Genomic DNA, 19,237 nt, shown 5'->3' on the forward strand with positions numbered 1-19,237 from the left:
GCGGGGCTTTTTCGTTTCCGGTGTCGATCGATGCCTGACCTGTAGGAGCGAGCTCGCTCGCGAACTTCTCGCAGCAGCGTCGAAGTCGGGCGATTCGCGAGCCAGCTCGCGCCTGCAGAGGGCTGTCAGTCGAAGCGATAGATATCCATCCCCAGCGCGCCGAGGGTGAAGCCCGCGTGCTCCACCGTCATCGCCGAGCCGCCCGCGCCACGGGCGAAGTACAGCGGCAGCAGGTGCTCGTCACGCGGATGGTTGCGCACCGCATGGGGTGCCTGCTGACGGTAGTCGAGCAGGGCGGCTTCGTCATTGGCTTCCAGGCGCTCCACCATCCAGTCGCGGAAGGCCTTGGCCCAGGGGGTGATCACGTCAGGCCCGGCGTGCCAGTCCAGCTCGCCCAGGTTGTGGGTGATGCTGCCCGAACCGATCAGCAGGATGCCTTCCCCGCGCAATGTGCGCAGGGCGTGACCGATGCGTTGCTGCATGGGGGCGCCAAGTCGGCTGGGCAGCGACAGTTGCACGACGGGAATACCGGCCTCCGGGTACATCAGGCTCAGCGGCACCCAGGCGCCATGGTCCAGCGGACGCTCCGCATCGAGGGTGGCAGGCAGGCCGTCCGCGGCCAGCAGCTGGACGACCCGCTGGGCCAGTTCCGGCGATCCGGCGGCGGGGTACTGCACGGCATAGAGCTCCGGCGGGAAGCCGTAGAAGTCATGCCAGGTGTCCGGCTTGGGCGATGCGGTGACGCGCAGGTCCGGGGTTTCCCAGTGGGCGGAGACCACCAGGATGGCTTTCGGGCCTGGCAGCTCGCGGGCCAGGCGCTTCAGGGGGGCGTCACTGGCGCCGGGGTCCAGGGCCAGCATGGGCGAGCCGTGGGAGATGAACAGGGCAGGGAGCATGGCGAACCTCGCTACTTGAATGCCCTTATGTTCACTCGCATAAATATCGAAATCCAGTATAGGTTTTTGAAGTTAATGATCTTGTTTGTCGATTTGTTGTAAGGCAATTCCCTGGCTGTTCGAGATTGTCTGGAATTGCCAACTGGATTGCAGACTGATTCATGCGCCCTGTCGGCAGCCGTTTCGCGGGATGTCATTCGCTCGATACGGTAGAGTTTGCGGAAATTTCCTAGTCGAACATCGGATTCAGTCATGCAGCAAAACCAACAGGTTCTTGTGCTTGAGCCAGGGGAGTGTCTCCGCCTCGAGGACGGCACCGAAATCTGCGTGCAGCGGGTTCGCGGCGACCAGGTGCGGCTGAAGATTCTCGAAGCCGGGGATAGTGAGCGCGAGCGACGTGGCGCCTGGTGGCGCTGGCTGTTGCCCCGCGCGTTGCGCAGTGTATGAGCAGGTGATGTATGCAGCATGAGTTCTGGCAGTCGCGCTGGGCGCGCAATGAAATAGGCTTCCATCAGCAATCGGTGAACCCCGGCTTGCAGCGGCACTGGCCGACCCTGGGCTTGCCCGAGGAGTCGCAGGTGCTGGTGCCGTTGTGTGGCAAGAGCCTGGACATGCTCTGGCTGGCGCAGTGGGGATATCGCGTGCTGGGTATCGAGCTGGCCGAGCGTGCCGCCGTCGATTTCTTCGCCGAGCTTGGCGTTGCGCCACGGATCACCGAAGAGGGCGCACTGCGGCGCTACAGCTATGAGCGCCTGGAGATTCTTCAGGGCGATTTCTTCGATGTTACGGCCGAACAGGTGGCCGGATGCAGCGCACTGTACGACCGTGCAGCGCTGATCGCGCTACCGCCAGACTTGCGCGCCGACTACGCCGTGCACCTGCAAGGCATCCTGCCAGATCAGGTACGCGGGCTGCTGGTGACCCTGGAGTACCCGCAGGCCGAGATGGATGGTCCACCCTTCGCCGTGCTCGCGGATGAAGTGCACGAGTTGTTTGCCGGCCACTGGGACGTGAAGGAGGTAGAGCGCCTCGATGTGCTGGCGGACAATCCGAAGTTCCTCAAGCGTGGCGTCAGCCATCTGGACGAAGTGGTGTTCGCGCTGCGCCGTGACTGAATCGCAGGCATGAAAAAGGGCGACCCGAGGGCCGCCCTTTTTTATCGCTTGAAGCTTAGCGGCCGGCAGCGCGCAGGGCTTCGATGCGGTCTTCCAGCGGCGGGTGGCTCATGAACAGGCCGGCGAGGCCATGCTTGAGGTTGCCGTTGATGCCGAAGGCCTGCAGCGAGTCGGGCATCTGCACCGGCACGCCCTGTTCGGCGCGCAGGCGTTGCAGAGCGGCGATCATCGCGCCGGTGCTGGCCAGGCGGGCACCGGCTTCGTCCGCACGGTATTCGCGTTTGCGCGAGAACCACATGACGATGATGCTGGCGAGGATGCCCAGGACCAGTTCGGCGAAGATGGTCGCGACGAAGTAGCCGATGCCAGGACCGTCTTCGTTCTTCAGGATCGCCTTGTCGACGAAGTTGCCGAAGATGCGTGCGAAGAACATCACGAAGGTGTTCACCACGCCCTGGATCAGTGCCAGGGTGACCATGTCGCCATTGGCCACGTGACCGATCTCGTGGGCCAGCACGGCTTTGACTTCTTCAGGCGAGAAACGCTCCAGCAGGCCCTGGCTGACCGCAACCAGTGCGTCGTTCTTGTTCCAGCCAGTGGCGAAGGCGTTGGCCTCGTAGGCGGGGAAGATACCCACTTCCGGCATCTTGATGCCGGCCTCGCGGGACAGCTCCTCCACGGTCTGCAGCAGCCACTGTTCGTGGCGGGTGCGCGGCTGGCTGATGATCTCGGTGCCGGTGCTCATCTTCGCCATCCACTTGGAGATGAACAGCGAAACGAGGGACCCGGCGAAGCCGAAGACGGCACAGAAAATCAGAAGGCTACCGTAATTCTGGCCGGTGAAACGGTCCACGCCGAGCAGTTTCAGGGTGATGCTGGCGATCACCAGAACTGCCAGGTTGGTGGCCAGGAACAACAGGATGCGCATCATGGCGTAAAGCTTCTCCTCACGGTGACATTGGGGAAAACCGCCTTGGAACGCGGCTTTCCGGATCGCCGGGCACAGTAGCGCACGGGATCGCTGAATAGTATGCGGGGTATATACGGTTGGGCCCCAGGCGATTCAACTCGGGGACTATTTCAACTTGTGTCGCCTGCCGGAATTACGGGCGCCCCAGGTCGCTCTCGAAGAGTAGACGGGTCAGCCGCGCGATGCGTTCCCCGTGCTGGCTCGCCAGTGCTTCGCGCAGCTGGTTGGCCAGCGTGGCCTGGTCGCGGCGCACGCTGGGCGGCAATTCATCGCTGTCTCGCACGGCGTGGGGGATGACTCGGGTCAGGCGCATGAAGGCCTTTTCGCTGAGCACCGCCTGGTCAAGCGCTTCGTAACGAATGGTTGCGTCAAAGCGCAGATAACCTTCATCGGCTAGCCACAGCAAAGCACCCAGGCAACTCTGGTGGCGTGTGCTGGGCAGGCCGAATTCGTCGGGCTCTTCCCGGCCGATCAGGTCCTCGATGTAGAGGGCGATCTTGCGCGGGAAGGCCTGGTAGAGCGTCAGCAGGCCGGAAGCGGCATCCTTGTAGAAGTCGTCGATCTGCAGGTCCATTTATGCGCTGGGATTCACTGGCGATGATTTATTGGCGATAGGTTTTCAGGAAGTTACCGATGCGTCCGATGGCCTGTTCCAGGTCATCGACACGGGGCAGGGTAACCACCCTGAAGTGATCCGGCCAGGGCCAGTTGAAGGCGGTGCCCTGAACAATGAGCAACTTCTCGGAAAGCAGCAGATCAAGGACGAATTTCTCGTCGTTGTGGATCGGGCAGACCTTCGGATCGATGCGCGGGAACGCGTAAAGCGCACCCATGGGTTTGACGCAGCTGACGCCGGGAATGTCGTTGAGCAGTTCCCACGCACGGTTGCGCTGTTCAAGCAGGCGCCCGCCCGGCAGTACCAGGTCGTTGATGCTCTGGTAGCCGCCCAGCGCGGTCTGGATTGCGTGCTGGCTCGGTACGTTGGCGCACAGGCGCATGTTCGCCAGGATATCCAGGCCTTCTATGTAGCTCTGTGCCTTGTGCTTGGGGCCGGAAATGGCGATCCAGCCGGAGCGGAAGCCGGCTACGCGGTAGGACTTGGACAGGCCGTTGAAAGTCAGGCAGAGCACGTCCGGCGCCAGTGACGCGGTGGAGATGTGCTGGGCTTCGTCGTAGAGGATCTTGTCGTAGATCTCGTCGGAGAAGATCACCAGGTTGTGCTGGCGCGCCAGTTCGACGATGTCCAGCAGGACTTCCTTCGAGTAGACCGCGCCGGTGGGGTTGTTCGGGTTGATCAGCACCAGGGCCTTGGTGTTGCTGGTGATCTTCGCCTTCATGTCGGCGACGTCGGGGAACCAGCCGGCCTGCTCGTCGCACAGGTAGTGCACCGGCTTGCCGCCGGAGAGGGCGACCGAGGCGGTCCACAGTGGGTAGTCGGGCGCCGGGATCAGCACTTCGTCACCGTTGTTGAGCAGCGCTTGCAGGGCCATGACGATCAGCTCGGACACACCATTGCCCAGGTAGATGTCCTCGATGCCGACGCCTTCCACTTGCTTCTGCTGGTAGTACTGCATCACTGCCTTGCGCGCGCTGAACAGGCCCTTGGAGTCGCTGTAGCCCTGGGCGGTCGGCAGGTTGCGGATGACGTCCTGGAGGATTTCGTCCGGTGCCTCGAAACCGAACGGCGCCGGGTTGCCGATGTTCAGCTTGAGGATGCGATGGCCTTCCTCTTCCAGGCGTTTGGCGTGCTTGAGCACGGGCCCGCGAATGTCGTAGCAGACGTTGGCGAGCTTGTTCGATTTGGTGACCTGCATGATCTGGGATTCCGAAATAGTCCGCGGCCGGCGACTTGGCAGGCTGTAACGCGGGTGACAGACTGGCGTCAAATGAGCGGTTCGGAAGTGCTTTTCCCTGGCGTCGACCCTGAAAATCGACAGGAAAACAGTGGAATTCTCGAAAAAATAGAGCTTTTAAGGCTTTTCTATCGCGAGAATGTCTCTGTGCGGCAGATTCTGAACCTGACGTTAACCACGTGCATCATACGTGCGGCCCGATTCCCGGAAAAGGAGGCATCGGGCATTTTTTCCATTAATGGAGGCAGATCAATGGAAAAGCTGGAAAAGCCCCTGGAATCCTGGCGTGACGAACTCACCGACGAGCAGTTCCATGTCTGCCGTCTGGGCGGCACCGAGCGTGCCTTCACCGGCGAATACCACGACACCAAGACGCCCGGCATCTACCACTGCGTGTGCTGCGCAACTGCGCTGTTCGACTCCGACGCCAAGTACGATTCGGGCAGCGGTTGGCCGAGCTACTTCCAGCCGGTGAATGGCGAGGTGGTCAAGGAGCTGGAAGACTTCAGCCACGGCATGCACCGCATCGAAGTGCGCTGCGGCAAGTGCGATGCGCATCTGGGCCATGTCTTCCCGGACGGCCCGCGGCCGACCGGGCTGCGTTACTGCATCAACTCGGCGTCGTTGAAACTGGTGCCGAAAGAGTGACCCCAAGGCCCGCCATCCGGCGGGCTTTTCTTTTTTGGGGCTCTTCGTAGGAGTGAGCTTGCTCGCGAACCCGCCCAGCACCATTGCCGCCAGAAAGGCCGTTCGCGAGCAAGCTCGCTCCTACAGGGGAGTCCTGATAACGGGGCATTCAGTGGGTGATTTGTGACCAATTGAATTGCATGCAATTTGATTGATCACTATTCTTTTATTTCCCACTATCCCCGGAGCCATGTCCGATGAGCGACGCACTGCTGAACATTCCCGTGACCACCATCAAGGGCGAACAGAAGACCCTCGCCGACTTCGGCGGCAAGGCCCTGCTGGTGGTGAACACCGCCAGCCAGTGCGGCTTCACCCCGCAGTACAAGGGGCTGGAAAAACTCTGGCGGCAGTACAAGGACAAGGGCCTGGTGGTGCTGGGCTTTCCCTGCAATCAGTTCGGCAAGCAGGAGCCGGGCAATGAAGGGGAGATCACGCAGTTCTGCGAGCTGAACTTCGGCGTGAGCTTCCCGCTGTTCAAGAAGATCGACGTCAATGGCGCCGAGGCTCACCCGCTCTACGTGCAACTGAAGAAGCGCGCCCCCGGTCTGCTGGGCAGCCAGGGCATCAAGTGGAACTTCACCAAGTTCCTGATCGGCCAGGATGGCAAGGTCATCAAGCGTTTCGCCCCGACCACCAAGCCTGAGCAACTCTCCGCTGAGATCGAAGCGCTGCTGTGATGAAAGAAGCTGTCTCCCTGCCGGCCGAACTGCAGCTGGACAATCAGCTGTGCTTTCGCCTGTACGCCGTGTCCCGCGCGGTCATCCGAGGCTACCGGCCGATGCTCGAGGCGCTCGGCCTGACCTACCCGCAGTACCTGGCCATGCTGGTGCTATGGGAGTGGCAGGCCGAGGCGCCGCAGCAGCCTTCGGTGAAGGCGCTGGGTGAGCGCCTGATGCTCGATTCCGGCACCCTCACGCCGCTGCTCAAGCGCCTGGAGCAACTGGGACTGGTGCAGCGCCGCCGGGCGCAGCATGACGAGCGCGAAGTGCACCTGGGGCTGACGTCGGAGGGGATGGCATTGCGCGAGAAAGTGTTGCCGCTGCGCGAGGAGCTGCTGTGCCGCAGCGGCATCGACCTGAGTGTCACCGACGGCCTGCGCGAGCAGCTCGACAGTTTGCTGCTGCAACTGGTGAGGCTGGACGCCTGATTCAGGCGCGGGCGCGTTGCCCGGCCCAGCGCTCGAGAATGGCCGCCAACTCGTCGCGATGGAAGGGCTTGGCCAGGTAGTCGTCCATGCCGGCAGCGCGGCAGCGCTCGCGCTCCTCCGGCAGGGCGTTGGCGGTCAGGGCGACCACCGGCAGCTCTGGCCAGCGGCCGCTCTCGCGGATCGCGCGGGTGGCCTGGTAGCCGTCCATCACCGGCATGTTGCAGTCCATCAACACCAGGTCGAATTCGGCGACGTCGAGCTGCTTCAGCGCCTCTTCGCCGTTGATGGCGATGCCCACCTGGCAACCCAGTTTCTGTAGCAGGCCGCGGGCGACCAGTTGGTTGACGGGGTTGTCTTCCACCAGCAGTACGCGGGCGGAGAACTGCTCCTGGAGAGCGGCGCCCGGCGCATTCGCAGAAGGCTGTGGCTGGTGCTCGAAGGCCTGTTTCAGCGCCTGGTAGAGCACAGCTCGGGACAACGGCCGGGCCAGTTGCCGCAGCGGCGCGAGGCGTTGGGTGAGTTCGGGTTCGAGGAAGTTGCCGTAAGCCGTCACCAGCAGTACCGGTTTGCTGACGTTGCGACGCAGGCCTATCAGGCAGTCCGGGCAGTCCGAGAGCAGCGCGTCCAGCTCCACGCCGGCCAGGCTCGCATCGATGTCCAGACGCTGGTAATCCACACCCCATTCCGGCAGCCAGTTCTGCAGCAGCGCCGCGAGTCCGCTACTGGCGGCGCACTGCACGATGAGCTTGCCGTGCAGTTTTGCCAGCGCTTGTGCCGGCTGCTGGGGCTGCAGCGGCAGGGTGACGATGAATTCGCTGCCCAGGCCCGGCTCGGAGGTGACGCTCAATTCACCCTGCATCGCCTCGCAGAGCTTGCGCGTCAGTGCCAGGCCCAGCCCGGTCCCGCCGTACTGGCGGGCGATGCCGGCGTCGGCCTGGGTAAAGGGCTGGAAGATCTTCTGCAGCGCTTCGGGCGCCACGCCGATACCGGTATCGCGCACGCTGATGCGCACACCTTGATCCCGGGCTTCGGCACTCAGCGGCTCGACGTGCACATCCACACGGCCCAGGCGAGTGAACTTGAGGGCGTTGGACAGCAGGTTGCTGACCACCTGGCGCACTCGCGTCGGGTCGCCGGAAAACTGTGCCGGCAGTTGCGGGCTGATCAGGCAGGTGAGTTCCACGGCGGGGCCGGCGTTCTGCGATAGCAGGCTGGCAGTGTCTTCCACCAGGGTGCCGAGGTCGAAAGGGATCTGTTCCAGCTCCAGTTGGCCAGCCTCGAACTTGGAGAGGTCGAGTACGTCGTTGAGCAGATCCACCAGCACCTTGCCCGAGTCGTGGGCGATGGATAGCTGCTGGCGTTGTTCGGCGGTGAGTGGGCCGTCGAGCGCCAGGCCGAGCATGCCCAGCAGCCCGTTGAGCGGGGTGCGGATTTCGTGGCTCATGTTGGCCAGGAAGCTGCCGCGTGCCTGGGCCATGGCCAGGGCGTTCTGGCGTGCCTGCTCCAGCTCCTGGTTGGACAGGGTCAGGCGCGCGTTGGCTGCCTTCAGTTCGGCAGTGCGCGCGGCAACGATGCTTTCCAGTTCTTCCAGGTACTGGGTCAGGCGGTCTTCGGCCTCACGGCGCTGTTCCATTTCCACCGAGATGCGATTGAGCTGGCGGTTGGTGACCTCCACCAATACGCCGATCTCGTCGCGCTCATGGCCGCGGGGGCAGGGCAGGCGCAGGCGCGAGGGCGAGCGCGGGTCATGGCGGGAGAGGGCATCGATCAGGCTCACCAGCGGCTTGGTCAGCAGCGCATAGAAAAGCACCAGCAGGATCAGCGAGAGCATCAGGCTGCGGACGAAGCCGGAGATGAGGGTCACACCGGCGCGGCGCAGGAAGTCGTTGCCGAAGACGAAGGTGTCGATTTCCAGGCGCAGCACGCCGAGGGACTCGGCCGGGGCGTGTTCGACGAACAGTGGCTCCTCGTAGGTGCGCTGCTGGCCGAAGAGGAAATCACTCAGGCCGCGCAGGTGGCTTTCCGCCGGCGGCCGGTCGGCGCTGGCCAGCGGTACGCCTGCGTTGTCGATGATCTCGGCGCGGATCACGGCGGGCGAGCGCAGCAGGCCCACGACCAGTTCCTGGGCGAGTTCGGCGTCGATGTTGTAGGCGATACGTGCGGCGGGGTTGTGGCTGACGTCCAGCAGGGCGCGCACTTCGCGGTTGATGGAGGCGTCCTGGCTGGCATAATCGACGCCTACCTGGATGAGGCTGAGCAAGGTGCCCAGGATGAACGCCACCAGCACCGTCAGGCTGGCCTGCTTGAACGAGAGGCGATGTGTGAGCGCAATATCCATGGTTGCGGAGCGTCGCCTCGCAGAAGCTTTCCTGCGGCGTAGCATAGCCCATCGGAACCGTCTGTCGGGATAGTCCGAAGATGAAGAAATTCCCGGTTCTGAACCCGAAGAACCGAGCCGGAGAATATGGAGACTCGCGTGGATTCCCGTCTTAACGATTTTCTCGCCCGCGCCGAAGCGCTGATGGCGCGTCTGGAGCCTTTGCTGCCAGCCGTTCGCGAAACGGTGGACTGGCAGCACAGCCTGGCGGCGCGCTGGCACCGCGACGGCCGCGGCGGTTACCTGCAGCCGCTGAAGGTCAGCCTCGACCTGCGCCTGGACGACCTGCTGGGCGTCGACAAGCAGCGCGAGCAGCTGGAGCGCAATACCCGGCAGTTCGTGGCCGGCCAGCCGGCCAACCACGCGTTGCTGTGGGGCGCCCGTGGCACCGGCAAATCCTCGCTGGTGCGCGCCTTGCTGGCGGAGATGGCGAGCGAAGGGCTGCGCCTGATCGAGATTGAGCGCGACCATCTGGCTGACCTGCCGCGCGTGGTCGAGCAGATCCAGGGTTTGCCGCAGCGCTTCGTGCTGTTCTGCGATGACCTGTCGTTCGATGCCGGCGAAGGCGATTTTCGCGTCCTCAAGAGCGTGCTCGACGGCTCGCTGGAGCAGGCGCCGGACAACGTGCTGCTTTATGCCACCTCCAACCGCCGTCATCTGGTCTCGGAGAAGCAGAGCGACAACGAGAACTGGAAGATGGTCGACGGCGAGCTGCACCCCAATGAAGCCGTTGAAGACAAGATCGCCCTGTCCGACCGTTTCGGCCTGTGGCTGTCCTTCTATCCCTTCACCCAGGAGCACTTCCTCAGCGTAGTGCGCCACTGGGTCGAGTTGCTCGCGCAGAAGTCCGGGCTCGCTGCCTGGAGCTGGGACGAGGCGCTGGAGAAGGAAGCCATCCGCTGGGCGCTCGGACGCGGCAACCGTAATGGCCGCTGTGCCTATCAATTCGCCCGCTACTGGGTGGGCCGACAATTGCTGGAAGGAGACACCCCATGATCGATCTGCAACAGGCCGGCGCCGGCCTTGGCGGCTACGCGCTGCTGGCCGCCCAGGCGGAGTCGCTGTTCGCCGACGAGCGCGACTTCATTGCCAACGCCTCGCAGTTTTCCGCGTTCCTGTTCAACGAGCTGCCGGACCTGAACTGGGCCGGTTTCTACCTGAACCGCAACGAAGAGCTGGTGCTCGGCCCGTTCCAGGGCAAGGTGGCCTGCGTGCGTATTCCCTTCAGCAAGGGCGTATGCGGCGCCGCGGCACGTACCCGTGAAACCCAGCGCGTCGAGGACGTGCACGCGTTCCCCGGCCATATCGCCTGTGACAGCGCGTCGAACAGTGAACTGGTGGTACCGCTGGTGAAAGATGGCCGCCTGATCGGCGTGCTGGATCTGGACAGCCCGAAGGTCGGCCGCTTCAGTGAAGAGGACCAGGCTGGCATCGAGCGTCTGGCGGAGATTTTCCTGCGCCTCTCCGACTGCTGACCCGTAGCCATGAAAAAGCCCCGCCTAGGCGGGGCTTTTTCGTTTCCGACGCCGATCAGCGCTTGGCCATGATCTTGGCGATGATCTGCAGCTCGCCTTCGAGAATCGTGGCGAGGGCCGGGCGGGCCAGGGTGCGCTGGAAATGCGCGGCCAGCTTCGGCCAGCGCTGGGCATCCAGTTCTTCGTCGCCGTGGCGCAGGTTCACCAACTGGCAGGCAATGGCGATGTCAGCGAGGCTGAAGCGGTCATCGACGAACCACTGCTGCTCACCCAGGTACTTCTCCAGGTAGTCGAAGTGCTCAGGGAGTTTCTCCTGCATGGCGCCTTTCACCGCCACTTCATCGCAGACCTTGCCCATCAGCGGCTTGAGCAGTCGGTTGCGGAACACGGTGAAGGTGGTCAGCGGGGCCAGCTCGTAGTCGGCGTATTTTTCCAGCCAGTTGATGCGTGCACGCGACTGGGCGCCTTCGCCGCACAGCGGGGCGCGCTGAGGGTCGCGCTCGTCCAGGTAATGGCAGATGACGCTGGAGTCGGCGAGGGTGAGGTCACCGTCGCGGATGGCCGGCACGCGGCGCAGCGGGTTGAGCTCGCGATACCAGTCCGGCTGGTTGAACGGGTTGACGTTCTCCAACTGGTAGTCGATGCCTTTCTCGGCCGCGAACAGGCGGACTTTGCGAACGAAGGGGGACAGCGGTGCGCCGAAGACGACGAGGCTCATGCAAGGCTCCTGGGGCGAAGGTTGCCGGGGGTGATGGTTCGACGACGGATCAGTCGTAAAGGTTCTTCTTCTTCCAGATATCGTCTTCGTCCAGCGCTTTCAGGCCATCGCCCAGTTCGCTCTGTTCATCCGCAGCGGGCTGGGAGGTTTCCAGCACCAGGGCGTTGGCGTGGGCCAGCTGGGCTTCCATCTGCTTGAGCTGCGCCTGGTAGCGGCCGATCTCCGGTTGCTTCTGCAGGTACTGCACGCCGCGCTCGAAGGCCAGGCGCGCCTGGCGCGGTTGGCCTTGCTGCAGCGCCTGCTGGCCGAGGTTGCCGAAGAACTCTATATGAAGAAGGGCGAGCAGGTGGCGGATCTCCTTGACCCACTTCTGCGCCTCGACCCGCGGCAGCATGTTGTCCTGGGCGCAGCGGGTGAGCTGGGCGTGCAGTGCTTCGAAGAGGAAGCGCACGTCCTTGGCCTTGGCCTCGGTGAGAATTGGTTGCGGCGGGTTCTTGACCGGGATGGACTCGCCCTTGGCGACCAGGGCGCGCAGCTCTTCCATGCGCTGCTTCAGCGCGGCGTTCTGCTTGTCCACGGCCAGCAGTCGCTCGCTGAGGCTCAGCTCGAAGCCGCTGAGCAGCAGCTTCAGTGCCGGCGACATGAACTGGCCGGGCAGGGATTCGGAAACATCGGCGCAGCGCCGGCAGCGGTCGGACAGATCGGCCTTCAGGCGCGCCTGCTCCAGCTTGCGGTTTTCCACCAGATAATTGATGTAGCCGATGGCGACCAGCAGGGCGATACCGACGAGAACCAGGACCGTAATGACGATTGGCGACACCGTGGAGTGCTCCGGATGTTTTTCCGCGAGTGTAATGTCTTAGTGATACTGCTGATAGCGGCAGCTCAGTTTTTACTCAGAAGTCTTTGATTTAAAAAATATTTCTTTCAAGGGTTGACGACCTAACAAAGCCTCCCTAGAATGCGCGCCACTTCGACGCGAAACGCAGAACTTGCCGGAACGACGAAGTCGGAAAGATGTTAAGTTCCGGGCCGCGTCCCCTTCGTCTAGTGGCCTAGGACACCGCCCTTTCACGGCGGTAACAGGGGTTCGAGTCCCCTAGGGGACGCCATTGCGGGAATAGCTCAGTTGGTAGAGCACGACCTTGCCAAGGTCGGGGTCGCGAGTTCGAGTCTCGTTTCCCGCTCCAGATTCTCGATCATCGCCGAGGCGGTGAACGAAAGATGAAATGGCGTTACCCTTCGGCGAAAGCTGAAGGTTGCAACAAGTTGATGCGGGAATAGCTCAGTTGGTAGAGCACGACCTTGCCAAGGTCGGGGTCGCGAGTTCGAGTCTCGTTTCCCGCTCCAAAATCGAAACGCCGCCCATCAGGGCGGCGTTTTCGTTAACCTCCGGCGAAAGCCGAGGTTACAGCAAGTTGATGCGGGAATAGCTCAGTTGGTAGAGCACGACCTTGCCAAGGTCGGGGTCGCGAGTTCGAGTCTCGTTTCCCGCTCCAGAATCGAAACGCCGTCCATCAGGACGGCGTTTTCGTTTGTGCGGTGAAAATTTCGGCCGCCTTACCCGCCTTTCCCGATGCCGCTCCAGCGCGAGTGGCGGGCGATGGCTGCAGCGTGCGGCCGGAGTCTGTCTCCTGTTGGTTTTCGACTTCGACGACACCCTGACCCGGCACGTTCGGCTGTTCGCGCCGCCTGCCAGCCAAGGTGGTGCCAGCCCTGGGGTTTGTCGGGGGCTTCCGAGCGCTGATCGAGCAGCAACGCCAGCTTGAAAAGCCCGCCTCGCTGCGGGCTTTTTTCATGGCTGGGATTCGATGCCGTTAGCCGGTGATCGGATTTTTCCCGGAGGCGCCTGAGCGAAGGCTTCGGTGCTTCAGGGGCACGTCCTAGAGCCTTTGGCGGAGGGTTCTTCATCAGTCGTAAAACATCGGTTCGACGAATTCTTCACGAGTTCTTCACGGGCGTAGCGCGGCGCGGAAAGTGGCATGGCCATTGGCCGCACATCGCCATTTTCGTTGATCTAAGCTCCTCTCAGGTTGGCCTCTCGAGCAGAGGTTTCCATGCGAAATACCTCCGAAGAAAGCCTTCGAAGCGCGCTGCAGGCTTGCCGTGAGAGCTTCCTGTTCGTGGGTTTCTTCAGCCTGTTCATCAATGCGCTGATGCTGGTGCCGACCTTCTACATGCTTCAGGTGTACGGACGGGTGATCACCAGCGGCAGCCTGACCACCTTGACCATGCTGACGCTGATCATGACCCTGCTGGTGATCACGCTCGGCTCCCTGGAATGGGTCCGCTCGCGGATTCTGGTGCGGGTCAGCACGCGGTTGGATGTGCTGCTCAGCCGCCAGGTCTACAAGGCCAGTTTCAAGCGCGCGCTGCACAGCGGCGGGATGGACGCCTCGGCGCAGCCGCTCAACGACCTGACCGGCCTGCGCCAGTTTCTCGCCGGCAGCGGGCTGTTCGCATTCTTCGATGCGCCCTGGCTGCCCATCTATATCGCGGTGATGTTCCTCTTCCACCCGTGGCTGGGCTGGGTGGCGGTGGGCAGCGCCATCCTGCTGCTGGTGCTCGCGCTCATCAACGAGAAGCTGACCGCGCCGGCCCTGGCGCAGGCCAACAAGGAGCACATCTCGGCGACGCTCTACACCACCAAGAACCTGCGCAACGCCGAAGTCATCGAGTCCATGGGCATGCTGGAAACCCTGATGGACCGCTGGGGCGCGCGGCAGCGTGGCGTGTTGCTGCTGCAGTCACTGGCCAGCGACAAGGGCGCGGTGATCAGCACGCTTTCGCGCACCTTCCGCCTGCTGGTGCAGTCGCTGGTACTGGGGTTGGGCGCGTATCTGGCGGTGGATCACCAGGTGGGGCCGGGCATGGTGTTTGCCGGCGCCGTGCTGTTGGGTCGGGCGCTGGCGCCACTGGACCTGATCATCGGCAGCTGGAAGGGCTTCATCTCGGCCCGCTCCCAGTACAACCGGCTCAACGACATCCTCGACAAGCTGCAGGCGCAACCCGAGCGCATGCCGTTGCCGGCGCCCCAGGGACATATCCAGGTAGAAAACCTGGTGGTCACGGCGCCGGGCTCGATGACGCCGATCATCAAGAACATCAGCTTCAGCGTGCCCGCCGGTTGCGTGGTGGGCATCATCGGGCCGAGCGCGGCGGGCAAGTCGACCCTGGTGCGGGCGCTGATGGGCGTCTGGCCGCCACTGCACGGAGTGGTCCGGCTGGATGGCGCGGACATCAGCACCTGGAACAAGCATGACCTCGGCCCGCACATTGGTTACCTGCCCCAGGACATTGAGCTGTTCGAGGGCACCGTCGGCGAGAACATTGCCCGATTCAACGAAGTGGATTCGGAGAAGGTCATCCAGGCGGCGAAAATTGCCGGCGTCCACGAAATGATCCTGCTGCTGCCCGATGGCTACGACACCGTCATCGGTAGTGAAGGGCTGATGCTCTCCGGCGGGCAGCGCCAACGCATCGGCCTGGCCCGAGCGTTGTACGGCAGCCCGCGGCTGATCGTATTGGACGAGCCCAACTCCAATCTCGACGACGTCGGTGATCGAGCCCTGGCAGCGGCCATCCACCAGCTCAAGCAGACCGGCGCGACTGTCTTCGTCATCACCCACCGCACCAACCTGGTTGCGCAGCTCGACCGGTTGATGCTGATGAACGATGGCACCGTCACGCTCTACGGTTCCCGCGACCAGGTTCTGGCCGAACTCACCGCCAAACAGCAGCAACAGGTGCAGCAGCGGCCAATGCCGGCCGGCGCCAGCATCGCTCCTGTGGATACCCGCAAGGGTGACGTCGATGCCCAGTCATCCAATTGAAAGCTTCGCCGATTTGCCGGTTTCGGACGTCAAGGTCCGCCGCCTGGGGTTGGTCATCGTCACGGTGACTTTCGGCCTGTTCGGCACCTGGGCAGCGTTGGCACCGCTGGATGGTGCCGTCTACGCGCCGGGGGTAGTGACGGTGCAGGCCTACCGCAAGACCGTGCAGCATCCCGAAGGCGGCATCGTCAAGGAAGTGCTGGTGCATGACGGCGATATCGTCAGGCGCGACGATCCGCTGATCGTGCTCGACGATGCCCAGCTGCGCTTTGAGTTCGAGATGACTCGCAGTCAACTGATCGCGGCTGAAGCCATGGAGGCGCGGTTGAAGGCCGAGCGCGACGCCCAGGCGACGATTGACTTCGACGGTGTCGGCGATCTGGCCAGCCCGCGCGGCGAAGAGGCGCGGCAGAGCGAGACCCAGGTGTTCAACGCCCGCCAGGGTTCGCGGCAGGGACAGATATCGGTGCTGCGCGAGCGCATTGGCCAGTTGAACCAGCAGATCGACGGGCTGCAATCGATGATCGGCGCGAAGGTCCAGTTGGCGAACTCCTACAGCGGCGAGATCGGCGAGCTGTCCGACCTGCTCAAGCAAGGGTACGTCGACAAGCAGCGCCTGCTGGAGCAGCAGCGCAAGCTGGGGATGATCCGCGCGGAAGTCGCCGATCACCGCTCCAGCATCAATCGCACACGCCTGCAGATCAACGAAACGCAGCTGCAGATCCTGCAGATCGACAAGGACTTCAGTTCAGAGGTCGCCAAGCAACTGGCCGAGGTGCAGACGCGCATCTACGACCTGCGGGAAAAGAGCTCGTCGCTGCAGGATCGCCTCGGTCGCATCGTCATCCGCGCGCCCGACGCGGGCATGGTGATCGGCATGACGGTACATACCGTCGGAGGCGTCGTGCGGCCGGCGACGCCGCTGCTGGATATCGTGCCCTCGGTGTCCGAGCTGGTCATCGAGGCCCAGGTGCCGCCGGTGGATATCGACCGCGTGGCCATCGGCAAGCGCGCCGATATCCGCTTCAGCGCCTTCAACAGTGCGACCACGCCGGTGATCGAGGGCGAGGTCATCAATGTCTCGGCGGACCGCCTGGTCAGTGAAAAGACCAATGCCGCCTATTACCTCACGCGGGTCCGGGTCACGGAAAAAGGGGCCCGCACGCTGGGCGAGCGCAAGCTGCTGCCGGGCATGCCGGCGGACGTGCTGATCATCACTGGGCAACGCACGTTGTTGCAGTACCTGATGCAGCCGGCGCGCAACGCCCTTTCCCAATCGATGATCGAGGAATGACCATGGACGCATCTTCCATCTGGCTGGCGGGTGCGCTCATGCTGGCGGCGGGAACGGCAGCGGCGCAGGCATCCAGCGGGGTCGGTGTTGCCGACGATGCCACCGACCTGCTGCACCTGTACCACGAGGCGCGGCTGGAGGACCCACAGATACTGGCCTCCTATGCCCACGCGCAGGCGGGCAAGGAGTACCAGCGCGAGGCCATGGGTGTGTTGCTGCCGCAGTTGTCGCTCAACGCCGGAACCAACCAGATCCACCAGCGTAACGACTTCATCGACGAGAGCTACGACAGCGAGAACTACAGCCTGGTGCTGCGCCAGTACCTCTACAACAAGGCGGCCTGGGAGAACTACCAGAAGTTCAAGAGCATGGCCGCGCAATCGGAGAATGAGGCGCTGGATGCTCAGGCGGAAGCCACGGTCGAGCTGGCGCGGCGTTACTTCACCGCGCTGGCGGCCGAAGACGAACTGGAGCTGGTGATCGCCGAGCGCCGTACCACCCAGGAGAGTCTGGACCGGGTCAATGCCCTGTACGCCAAGCAGTTGGCCCTGGTGACCGACCAGCTCGACCTGCAGGCGCGGGTGGACCTGCTCGCGGCGCAGGAGCTGGAGGCGCGCAACCAGGCCATCATCAGCCGCGAAGCGTTGGCGGAGATCGTCGGGCGGCCGGTGAAGGAACGGCTCAGCCGGGTCCGTGATGATGTGCGCCTGCAGGTCATGGAGCGGAGCCTGGAGAACTGGGTGCGCGACGGCATCGCACTCAACCCGGCGCTCAAGGCGCGGCAGAGTGGCGTCGAGGCGGCGGAGGCGGCACTGCGCAGCGGCAAGGGCGGACACTACCCCACGCTGAGCCTGAACCTCAGCGCACAGCAGACCAACGAGGGCTACAACAACTCCCTGGCGCCGCGCACCGACAGCTACGTCGCCGGGGTCGGTCTGCAGGTACCGATCTACAGTGGCGGCTCCACCTCGGCGCGGGTACGCGGCCTGTATCAGGACCAGTTGGTGGCCGAGGAGCAGCTAGAGGAAATCCGCCGGCGGGTGGTCAAGGAGATCACCAGCGCCTACCTCACGGCCAACTCCAACGGCGAGAAGATCCAGGCCAACCGCCTGGCCCTGGTTTCCGCGCACAAGTCGCGGGAATCGGCGGAGAAGGCGCTGGGCTACGGCATGGTCAACGCGGTGGATGTGCTTGCCGCGGTGCGCAATGAGTTCCGCGCGCGGCGGGACCTGCTGAAGACGCAGTACGAGTTTCTCAGCAATGTCTTCACCCTCAATCGCTGGGCGGGCAAGCCGCCGATCGAGAGTGTGCAGAGCGTCAATGGCTGGCTGAGCCCCGGCAGTTCCAGTACGGACTTCTCGCGCCCCTGATTTCCCCAGGAGGGGTGCGGCGCGCCCTGCGGCCCCTGCCTCCCTGTTCGATTACTGTCGGCCGGAACACGGAGACCGTGCTGCCGGCCGTCGTCTTTGCACGCCTTTACGGGTTGTCAGGTGTCAGTTTTGACGAGATTTTGACGAGATTTTGCCTAGGGTGATTCTCCCCAAGCCATTCGTCGTTTAATTGACGATTCCGGTTGCGGCCGGATGATGGCTCAGGCGTGCCGTAGACGCATCCAACTCATTGATTTGACGAGGTTTGTCGCGCGGGGAAGGGAAGGGCGGGCGCTACCGTCTGCCGCCAAATCGAACCGCTGGTCGACGGATGGCCAGGCGGGTAGCGGACCGGGCTGACCTAGACTCAGGTGACCGGTCCAGGGAGCACAGCGCCATGTGCAACTTGTTGATAGATGTTCGTACTCATGCCGTCGCGATGGCTCTTCCCGGCCCGGGGAATCCTATCTTGACCGAGTGGGTGGAGGCCTCGCCCGCGCCAAAGAAGTCCCCATTCGCCAGCTCCGGGGCTGGTACTGCCACAACCTGTCGGCGCTTTCGCCTTTCTTCCAATCGCTGTGGCCCGGTGAGAAAAACGCCGATGGAAAGGAGCGCGCGAGTCCATTTGCAGAGGGGGTCAGAAAGCCATGTCTGACCACGGAAAAACGATACGGGTGATGCTGATCGACTGCCGCCCGCTGGTCCTGATCGGCTTGCACGACCTGATCAACGCCAGGAAGCCGCACATGGAGGTCAGTGGCCAGGCCACGACCTACACCTACGCGCTCGACCTGGCTGACCAGCAGAGCCCCGACGTGATCTTCTTCAGCTTCTTTCCCGATGCCCTCGACCCGCTGGAAGTGATGGGTGAATTGACCCGCAGCGCAGAGATGAAGGTGCTGGTGCTCAAGGGGTTGTACGAGGCTGTCCCGGTTGCCCAGGCGATAGAGGCGGGCGCGCGCGGCATCGTCCTGGCGGAAGACCCGACCGAGTCGATCATCCAGGCCATCGTCAATGTTCACCACCGTGATATCGGCCTGGACCGCGCCTGGGCGGGTGGGCTTTCCGGCTATGCCGCCAGCGGGCATGTGCCGCTCCGGTGCAATCACGAGCAGGCCAAACAGGCCAGGCTGACGCTGCGCGAACGGGAGTTGATCAGCGCCATCGTCGAGGACCCGTCGGCGAAGTACATGAGCATCGCCGAGCGCCTGGGCATCAGTGAGCACACGGTGCACAACCACCTGAGCAACATCTACCAGAAGCTCAACCTGATCAACCGCATGGACCTGCTGATGTATGCGCTCAAGCACGGGCTCGGCGGCAGCGAAGAGCCGCCGGAATCCGCCTGGGTGGAGCTCGACCGCACGCAGCAGGGCAACGGGTCGTCGCTGCGCAATAACTGACGTATCGCCCCGCGATGACGGCGGTCTGTTTCCCCTGCTCTAAAAGCGATGAGGAGGTGGTTTCCACACCACCCCCTCATCTTTCCCGCGTGCGAA

19 protein-coding genes and 4 tRNA genes are annotated in these 19,237 nt (G+C 63.3%); 15 read left to right on the forward strand and 8 right to left on the reverse strand.

Annotated features, from left to right (window positions below; all coding sequences use genetic code 11):
- Nucleotides 1–125 precede the first annotated feature (125 nt).
- Nucleotides 126–896, reverse strand: a complete 771-nt coding sequence (locus AC2T4A_RS15220; protein WP_486743636.1) for a DODA-type extradiol aromatic ring-opening family dioxygenase — start codon at nucleotides 894–896, stop codon at nucleotides 126–128.
- A gap of 252 nt (nucleotides 897–1,148) precedes the next feature.
- Here AC2T4A_RS15220 and AC2T4A_RS15225 point away from each other — a divergent pair, with 252 nt between their 5' ends.
- A complete protein-coding gene (locus tag AC2T4A_RS15225; RefSeq protein ID WP_416748547.1) occupies nucleotides 1,149–1,343 on the forward strand; it encodes a hypothetical protein in 195 nt (64 codons plus the stop codon).
- 11 nt (nucleotides 1,344–1,354) lie between these two features.
- On the forward strand, nucleotides 1,355–2,011 hold the full coding sequence (locus AC2T4A_RS15230; protein WP_478379417.1) for a thiopurine S-methyltransferase: 657 nt from the start codon (nucleotides 1,355–1,357) through the stop codon (nucleotides 2,009–2,011).
- Between the two features lie 55 nt (nucleotides 2,012–2,066).
- Here AC2T4A_RS15230 and htpX read toward each other — a convergent pair whose 3' ends face one another.
- The 3 genes from htpX to AC2T4A_RS15245 form a co-directional block, all read right to left on the reverse strand.
- Entirely contained in the window at nucleotides 2,067–2,942 is an 876-nt protein-coding gene (htpX, locus tag AC2T4A_RS15235; protein ID WP_416748543.1) for a protease HtpX, read from the reverse strand.
- Nucleotides 2,943–3,114: 172 nt separating this feature from the next.
- The gene (locus tag AC2T4A_RS15240; RefSeq protein ID WP_416748541.1) at nucleotides 3,115–3,555 is read right to left on the reverse strand and encodes a hypothetical protein; all 441 of its coding nucleotides are present in this window, start codon (nucleotides 3,553–3,555) and stop codon (nucleotides 3,115–3,117) included.
- Between the two features lie 28 nt (nucleotides 3,556–3,583).
- Nucleotides 3,584–4,795 (reverse strand): pyridoxal phosphate-dependent aminotransferase, encoded by a 1,212-nt coding sequence (locus AC2T4A_RS15245; RefSeq protein ID WP_416748539.1) that lies wholly within the window; start codon nucleotides 4,793–4,795, stop codon nucleotides 3,584–3,586.
- Between the two features lie 291 nt (nucleotides 4,796–5,086).
- Between AC2T4A_RS15245 and msrB the strand changes: the two genes are divergently transcribed.
- From msrB to AC2T4A_RS15260, 3 genes are all read left to right on the forward strand, one after another.
- Complete coding sequence (gene msrB, locus AC2T4A_RS15250; RefSeq protein ID WP_416748537.1) at nucleotides 5,087–5,482, forward strand: peptide-methionine (R)-S-oxide reductase MsrB; 396 nt, start codon at nucleotides 5,087–5,089, stop codon at nucleotides 5,480–5,482.
- Nucleotides 5,483–5,718: 236 nt separating this feature from the next.
- On the forward strand, nucleotides 5,719–6,201 hold the full coding sequence (locus tag AC2T4A_RS15255; RefSeq protein WP_017516977.1) for a glutathione peroxidase: 483 nt from the start codon (nucleotides 5,719–5,721) through the stop codon (nucleotides 6,199–6,201).
- The gene (locus AC2T4A_RS15260; protein ID WP_416748535.1) at nucleotides 6,201–6,671 is read left to right on the forward strand and encodes a MarR family winged helix-turn-helix transcriptional regulator; all 471 of its coding nucleotides are present in this window, start codon (nucleotides 6,201–6,203) and stop codon (nucleotides 6,669–6,671) included. The genes AC2T4A_RS15255 and AC2T4A_RS15260 overlap by 1 nt, the downstream gene beginning before the upstream one ends.
- A gap of 1 nt (nucleotide 6,672) precedes the next feature.
- On the opposite strand, the gene AC2T4A_RS15265 is transcribed toward AC2T4A_RS15260, so the two are convergent.
- The gene (locus tag AC2T4A_RS15265; RefSeq protein ID WP_486743637.1) at nucleotides 6,673–9,054 is read right to left on the reverse strand and encodes an ATP-binding protein; all 2,382 of its coding nucleotides are present in this window, start codon (nucleotides 9,052–9,054) and stop codon (nucleotides 6,673–6,675) included.
- Between the two features lie 93 nt (nucleotides 9,055–9,147).
- Here AC2T4A_RS15265 and AC2T4A_RS15270 point away from each other — a divergent pair, with 93 nt between their 5' ends.
- Together AC2T4A_RS15270 and AC2T4A_RS15275 are read left to right on the forward strand one after the other, a co-directional pair.
- Complete coding sequence (locus AC2T4A_RS15270; RefSeq protein ID WP_416748531.1) at nucleotides 9,148–10,044, forward strand: ATP-binding protein; 897 nt, start codon at nucleotides 9,148–9,150, stop codon at nucleotides 10,042–10,044.
- Nucleotides 10,041–10,523: a GAF domain-containing protein gene (locus AC2T4A_RS15275; protein WP_259755980.1), complete on the forward strand. Its 483-nt coding sequence runs from the start codon at nucleotides 10,041–10,043 to the stop codon at nucleotides 10,521–10,523. The genes AC2T4A_RS15270 and AC2T4A_RS15275 overlap by 4 nt, the downstream gene beginning before the upstream one ends.
- 55 nt (nucleotides 10,524–10,578) lie before the next feature.
- Here AC2T4A_RS15275 and AC2T4A_RS15280 read toward each other — a convergent pair whose 3' ends face one another.
- Both AC2T4A_RS15280 and AC2T4A_RS15285 read right to left on the reverse strand, forming a co-directional pair.
- Entirely contained in the window at nucleotides 10,579–11,241 is a 663-nt protein-coding gene (locus tag AC2T4A_RS15280; protein ID WP_486743638.1) for a glutathione S-transferase family protein, read from the reverse strand.
- 49 nt (nucleotides 11,242–11,290) lie between these two features.
- Nucleotides 11,291–12,061 (reverse strand): hypothetical protein, encoded by a 771-nt coding sequence (locus tag AC2T4A_RS15285; protein WP_478379413.1) that lies wholly within the window; start codon nucleotides 12,059–12,061, stop codon nucleotides 11,291–11,293.
- Between the two features lie 216 nt (nucleotides 12,062–12,277).
- Here AC2T4A_RS15285 and AC2T4A_RS15290 point away from each other — a divergent pair.
- The 4 genes from AC2T4A_RS15290 (at nucleotide 12,278) to AC2T4A_RS15305 (ending at nucleotide 12,740) form a co-directional block, all read left to right on the forward strand.
- A tRNA-Glu gene (locus AC2T4A_RS15290) sits at nucleotides 12,278–12,353 on the forward strand.
- A gap of 2 nt (nucleotides 12,354–12,355) precedes the next feature.
- Nucleotides 12,356–12,431 (forward strand) — tRNA-Gly (locus AC2T4A_RS15295).
- 84 nt (nucleotides 12,432–12,515) lie between these two features.
- Nucleotides 12,516–12,591 (forward strand) — tRNA-Gly (locus tag AC2T4A_RS15300).
- Between the two features lie 73 nt (nucleotides 12,592–12,664).
- A tRNA-Gly gene (locus AC2T4A_RS15305) sits at nucleotides 12,665–12,740 on the forward strand.
- Between the two features lie 18 nt (nucleotides 12,741–12,758).
- On the opposite strand, the gene AC2T4A_RS15310 is transcribed toward AC2T4A_RS15305, so the two are convergent.
- Nucleotides 12,759–13,040, reverse strand: coding sequence for a hypothetical protein (locus AC2T4A_RS15310; protein ID WP_486743639.1), 282 nt, complete (start codon nucleotides 13,038–13,040; stop codon nucleotides 12,759–12,761).
- Between the two features lie 258 nt (nucleotides 13,041–13,298).
- Here AC2T4A_RS15310 and AC2T4A_RS15315 point away from each other — a divergent pair, with 258 nt between their 5' ends.
- The 4 genes from AC2T4A_RS15315 (at nucleotide 13,299) to AC2T4A_RS15330 (ending at nucleotide 19,141) form a co-directional block, all read left to right on the forward strand.
- Nucleotides 13,299–15,074: a type I secretion system permease/ATPase gene (locus AC2T4A_RS15315; RefSeq protein ID WP_416748522.1), complete on the forward strand. Its 1,776-nt coding sequence runs from the start codon at nucleotides 13,299–13,301 to the stop codon at nucleotides 15,072–15,074.
- Nucleotides 15,055–16,368, forward strand: coding sequence for an HlyD family type I secretion periplasmic adaptor subunit (locus tag AC2T4A_RS15320; RefSeq protein ID WP_416748520.1), 1,314 nt, complete (start codon nucleotides 15,055–15,057; stop codon nucleotides 16,366–16,368). The genes AC2T4A_RS15315 and AC2T4A_RS15320 overlap by 20 nt, the downstream gene beginning before the upstream one ends.
- Nucleotides 16,369–16,370: 2 nt before the next feature.
- Nucleotides 16,371–17,738: a TolC family outer membrane protein gene (locus AC2T4A_RS15325; RefSeq protein WP_416748518.1), complete on the forward strand. Its 1,368-nt coding sequence runs from the start codon at nucleotides 16,371–16,373 to the stop codon at nucleotides 17,736–17,738.
- 647 nt (nucleotides 17,739–18,385) lie between these two features.
- Entirely contained in the window at nucleotides 18,386–19,141 is a 756-nt protein-coding gene (locus AC2T4A_RS15330; RefSeq protein ID WP_416748516.1) for a response regulator transcription factor, read from the forward strand.
- The last annotated feature ends 96 nt before the right edge of the window (nucleotides 19,142–19,237 follow it).

This window comes from Pseudomonas sp. PVC-3-1 (assembly GCF_057444315.1).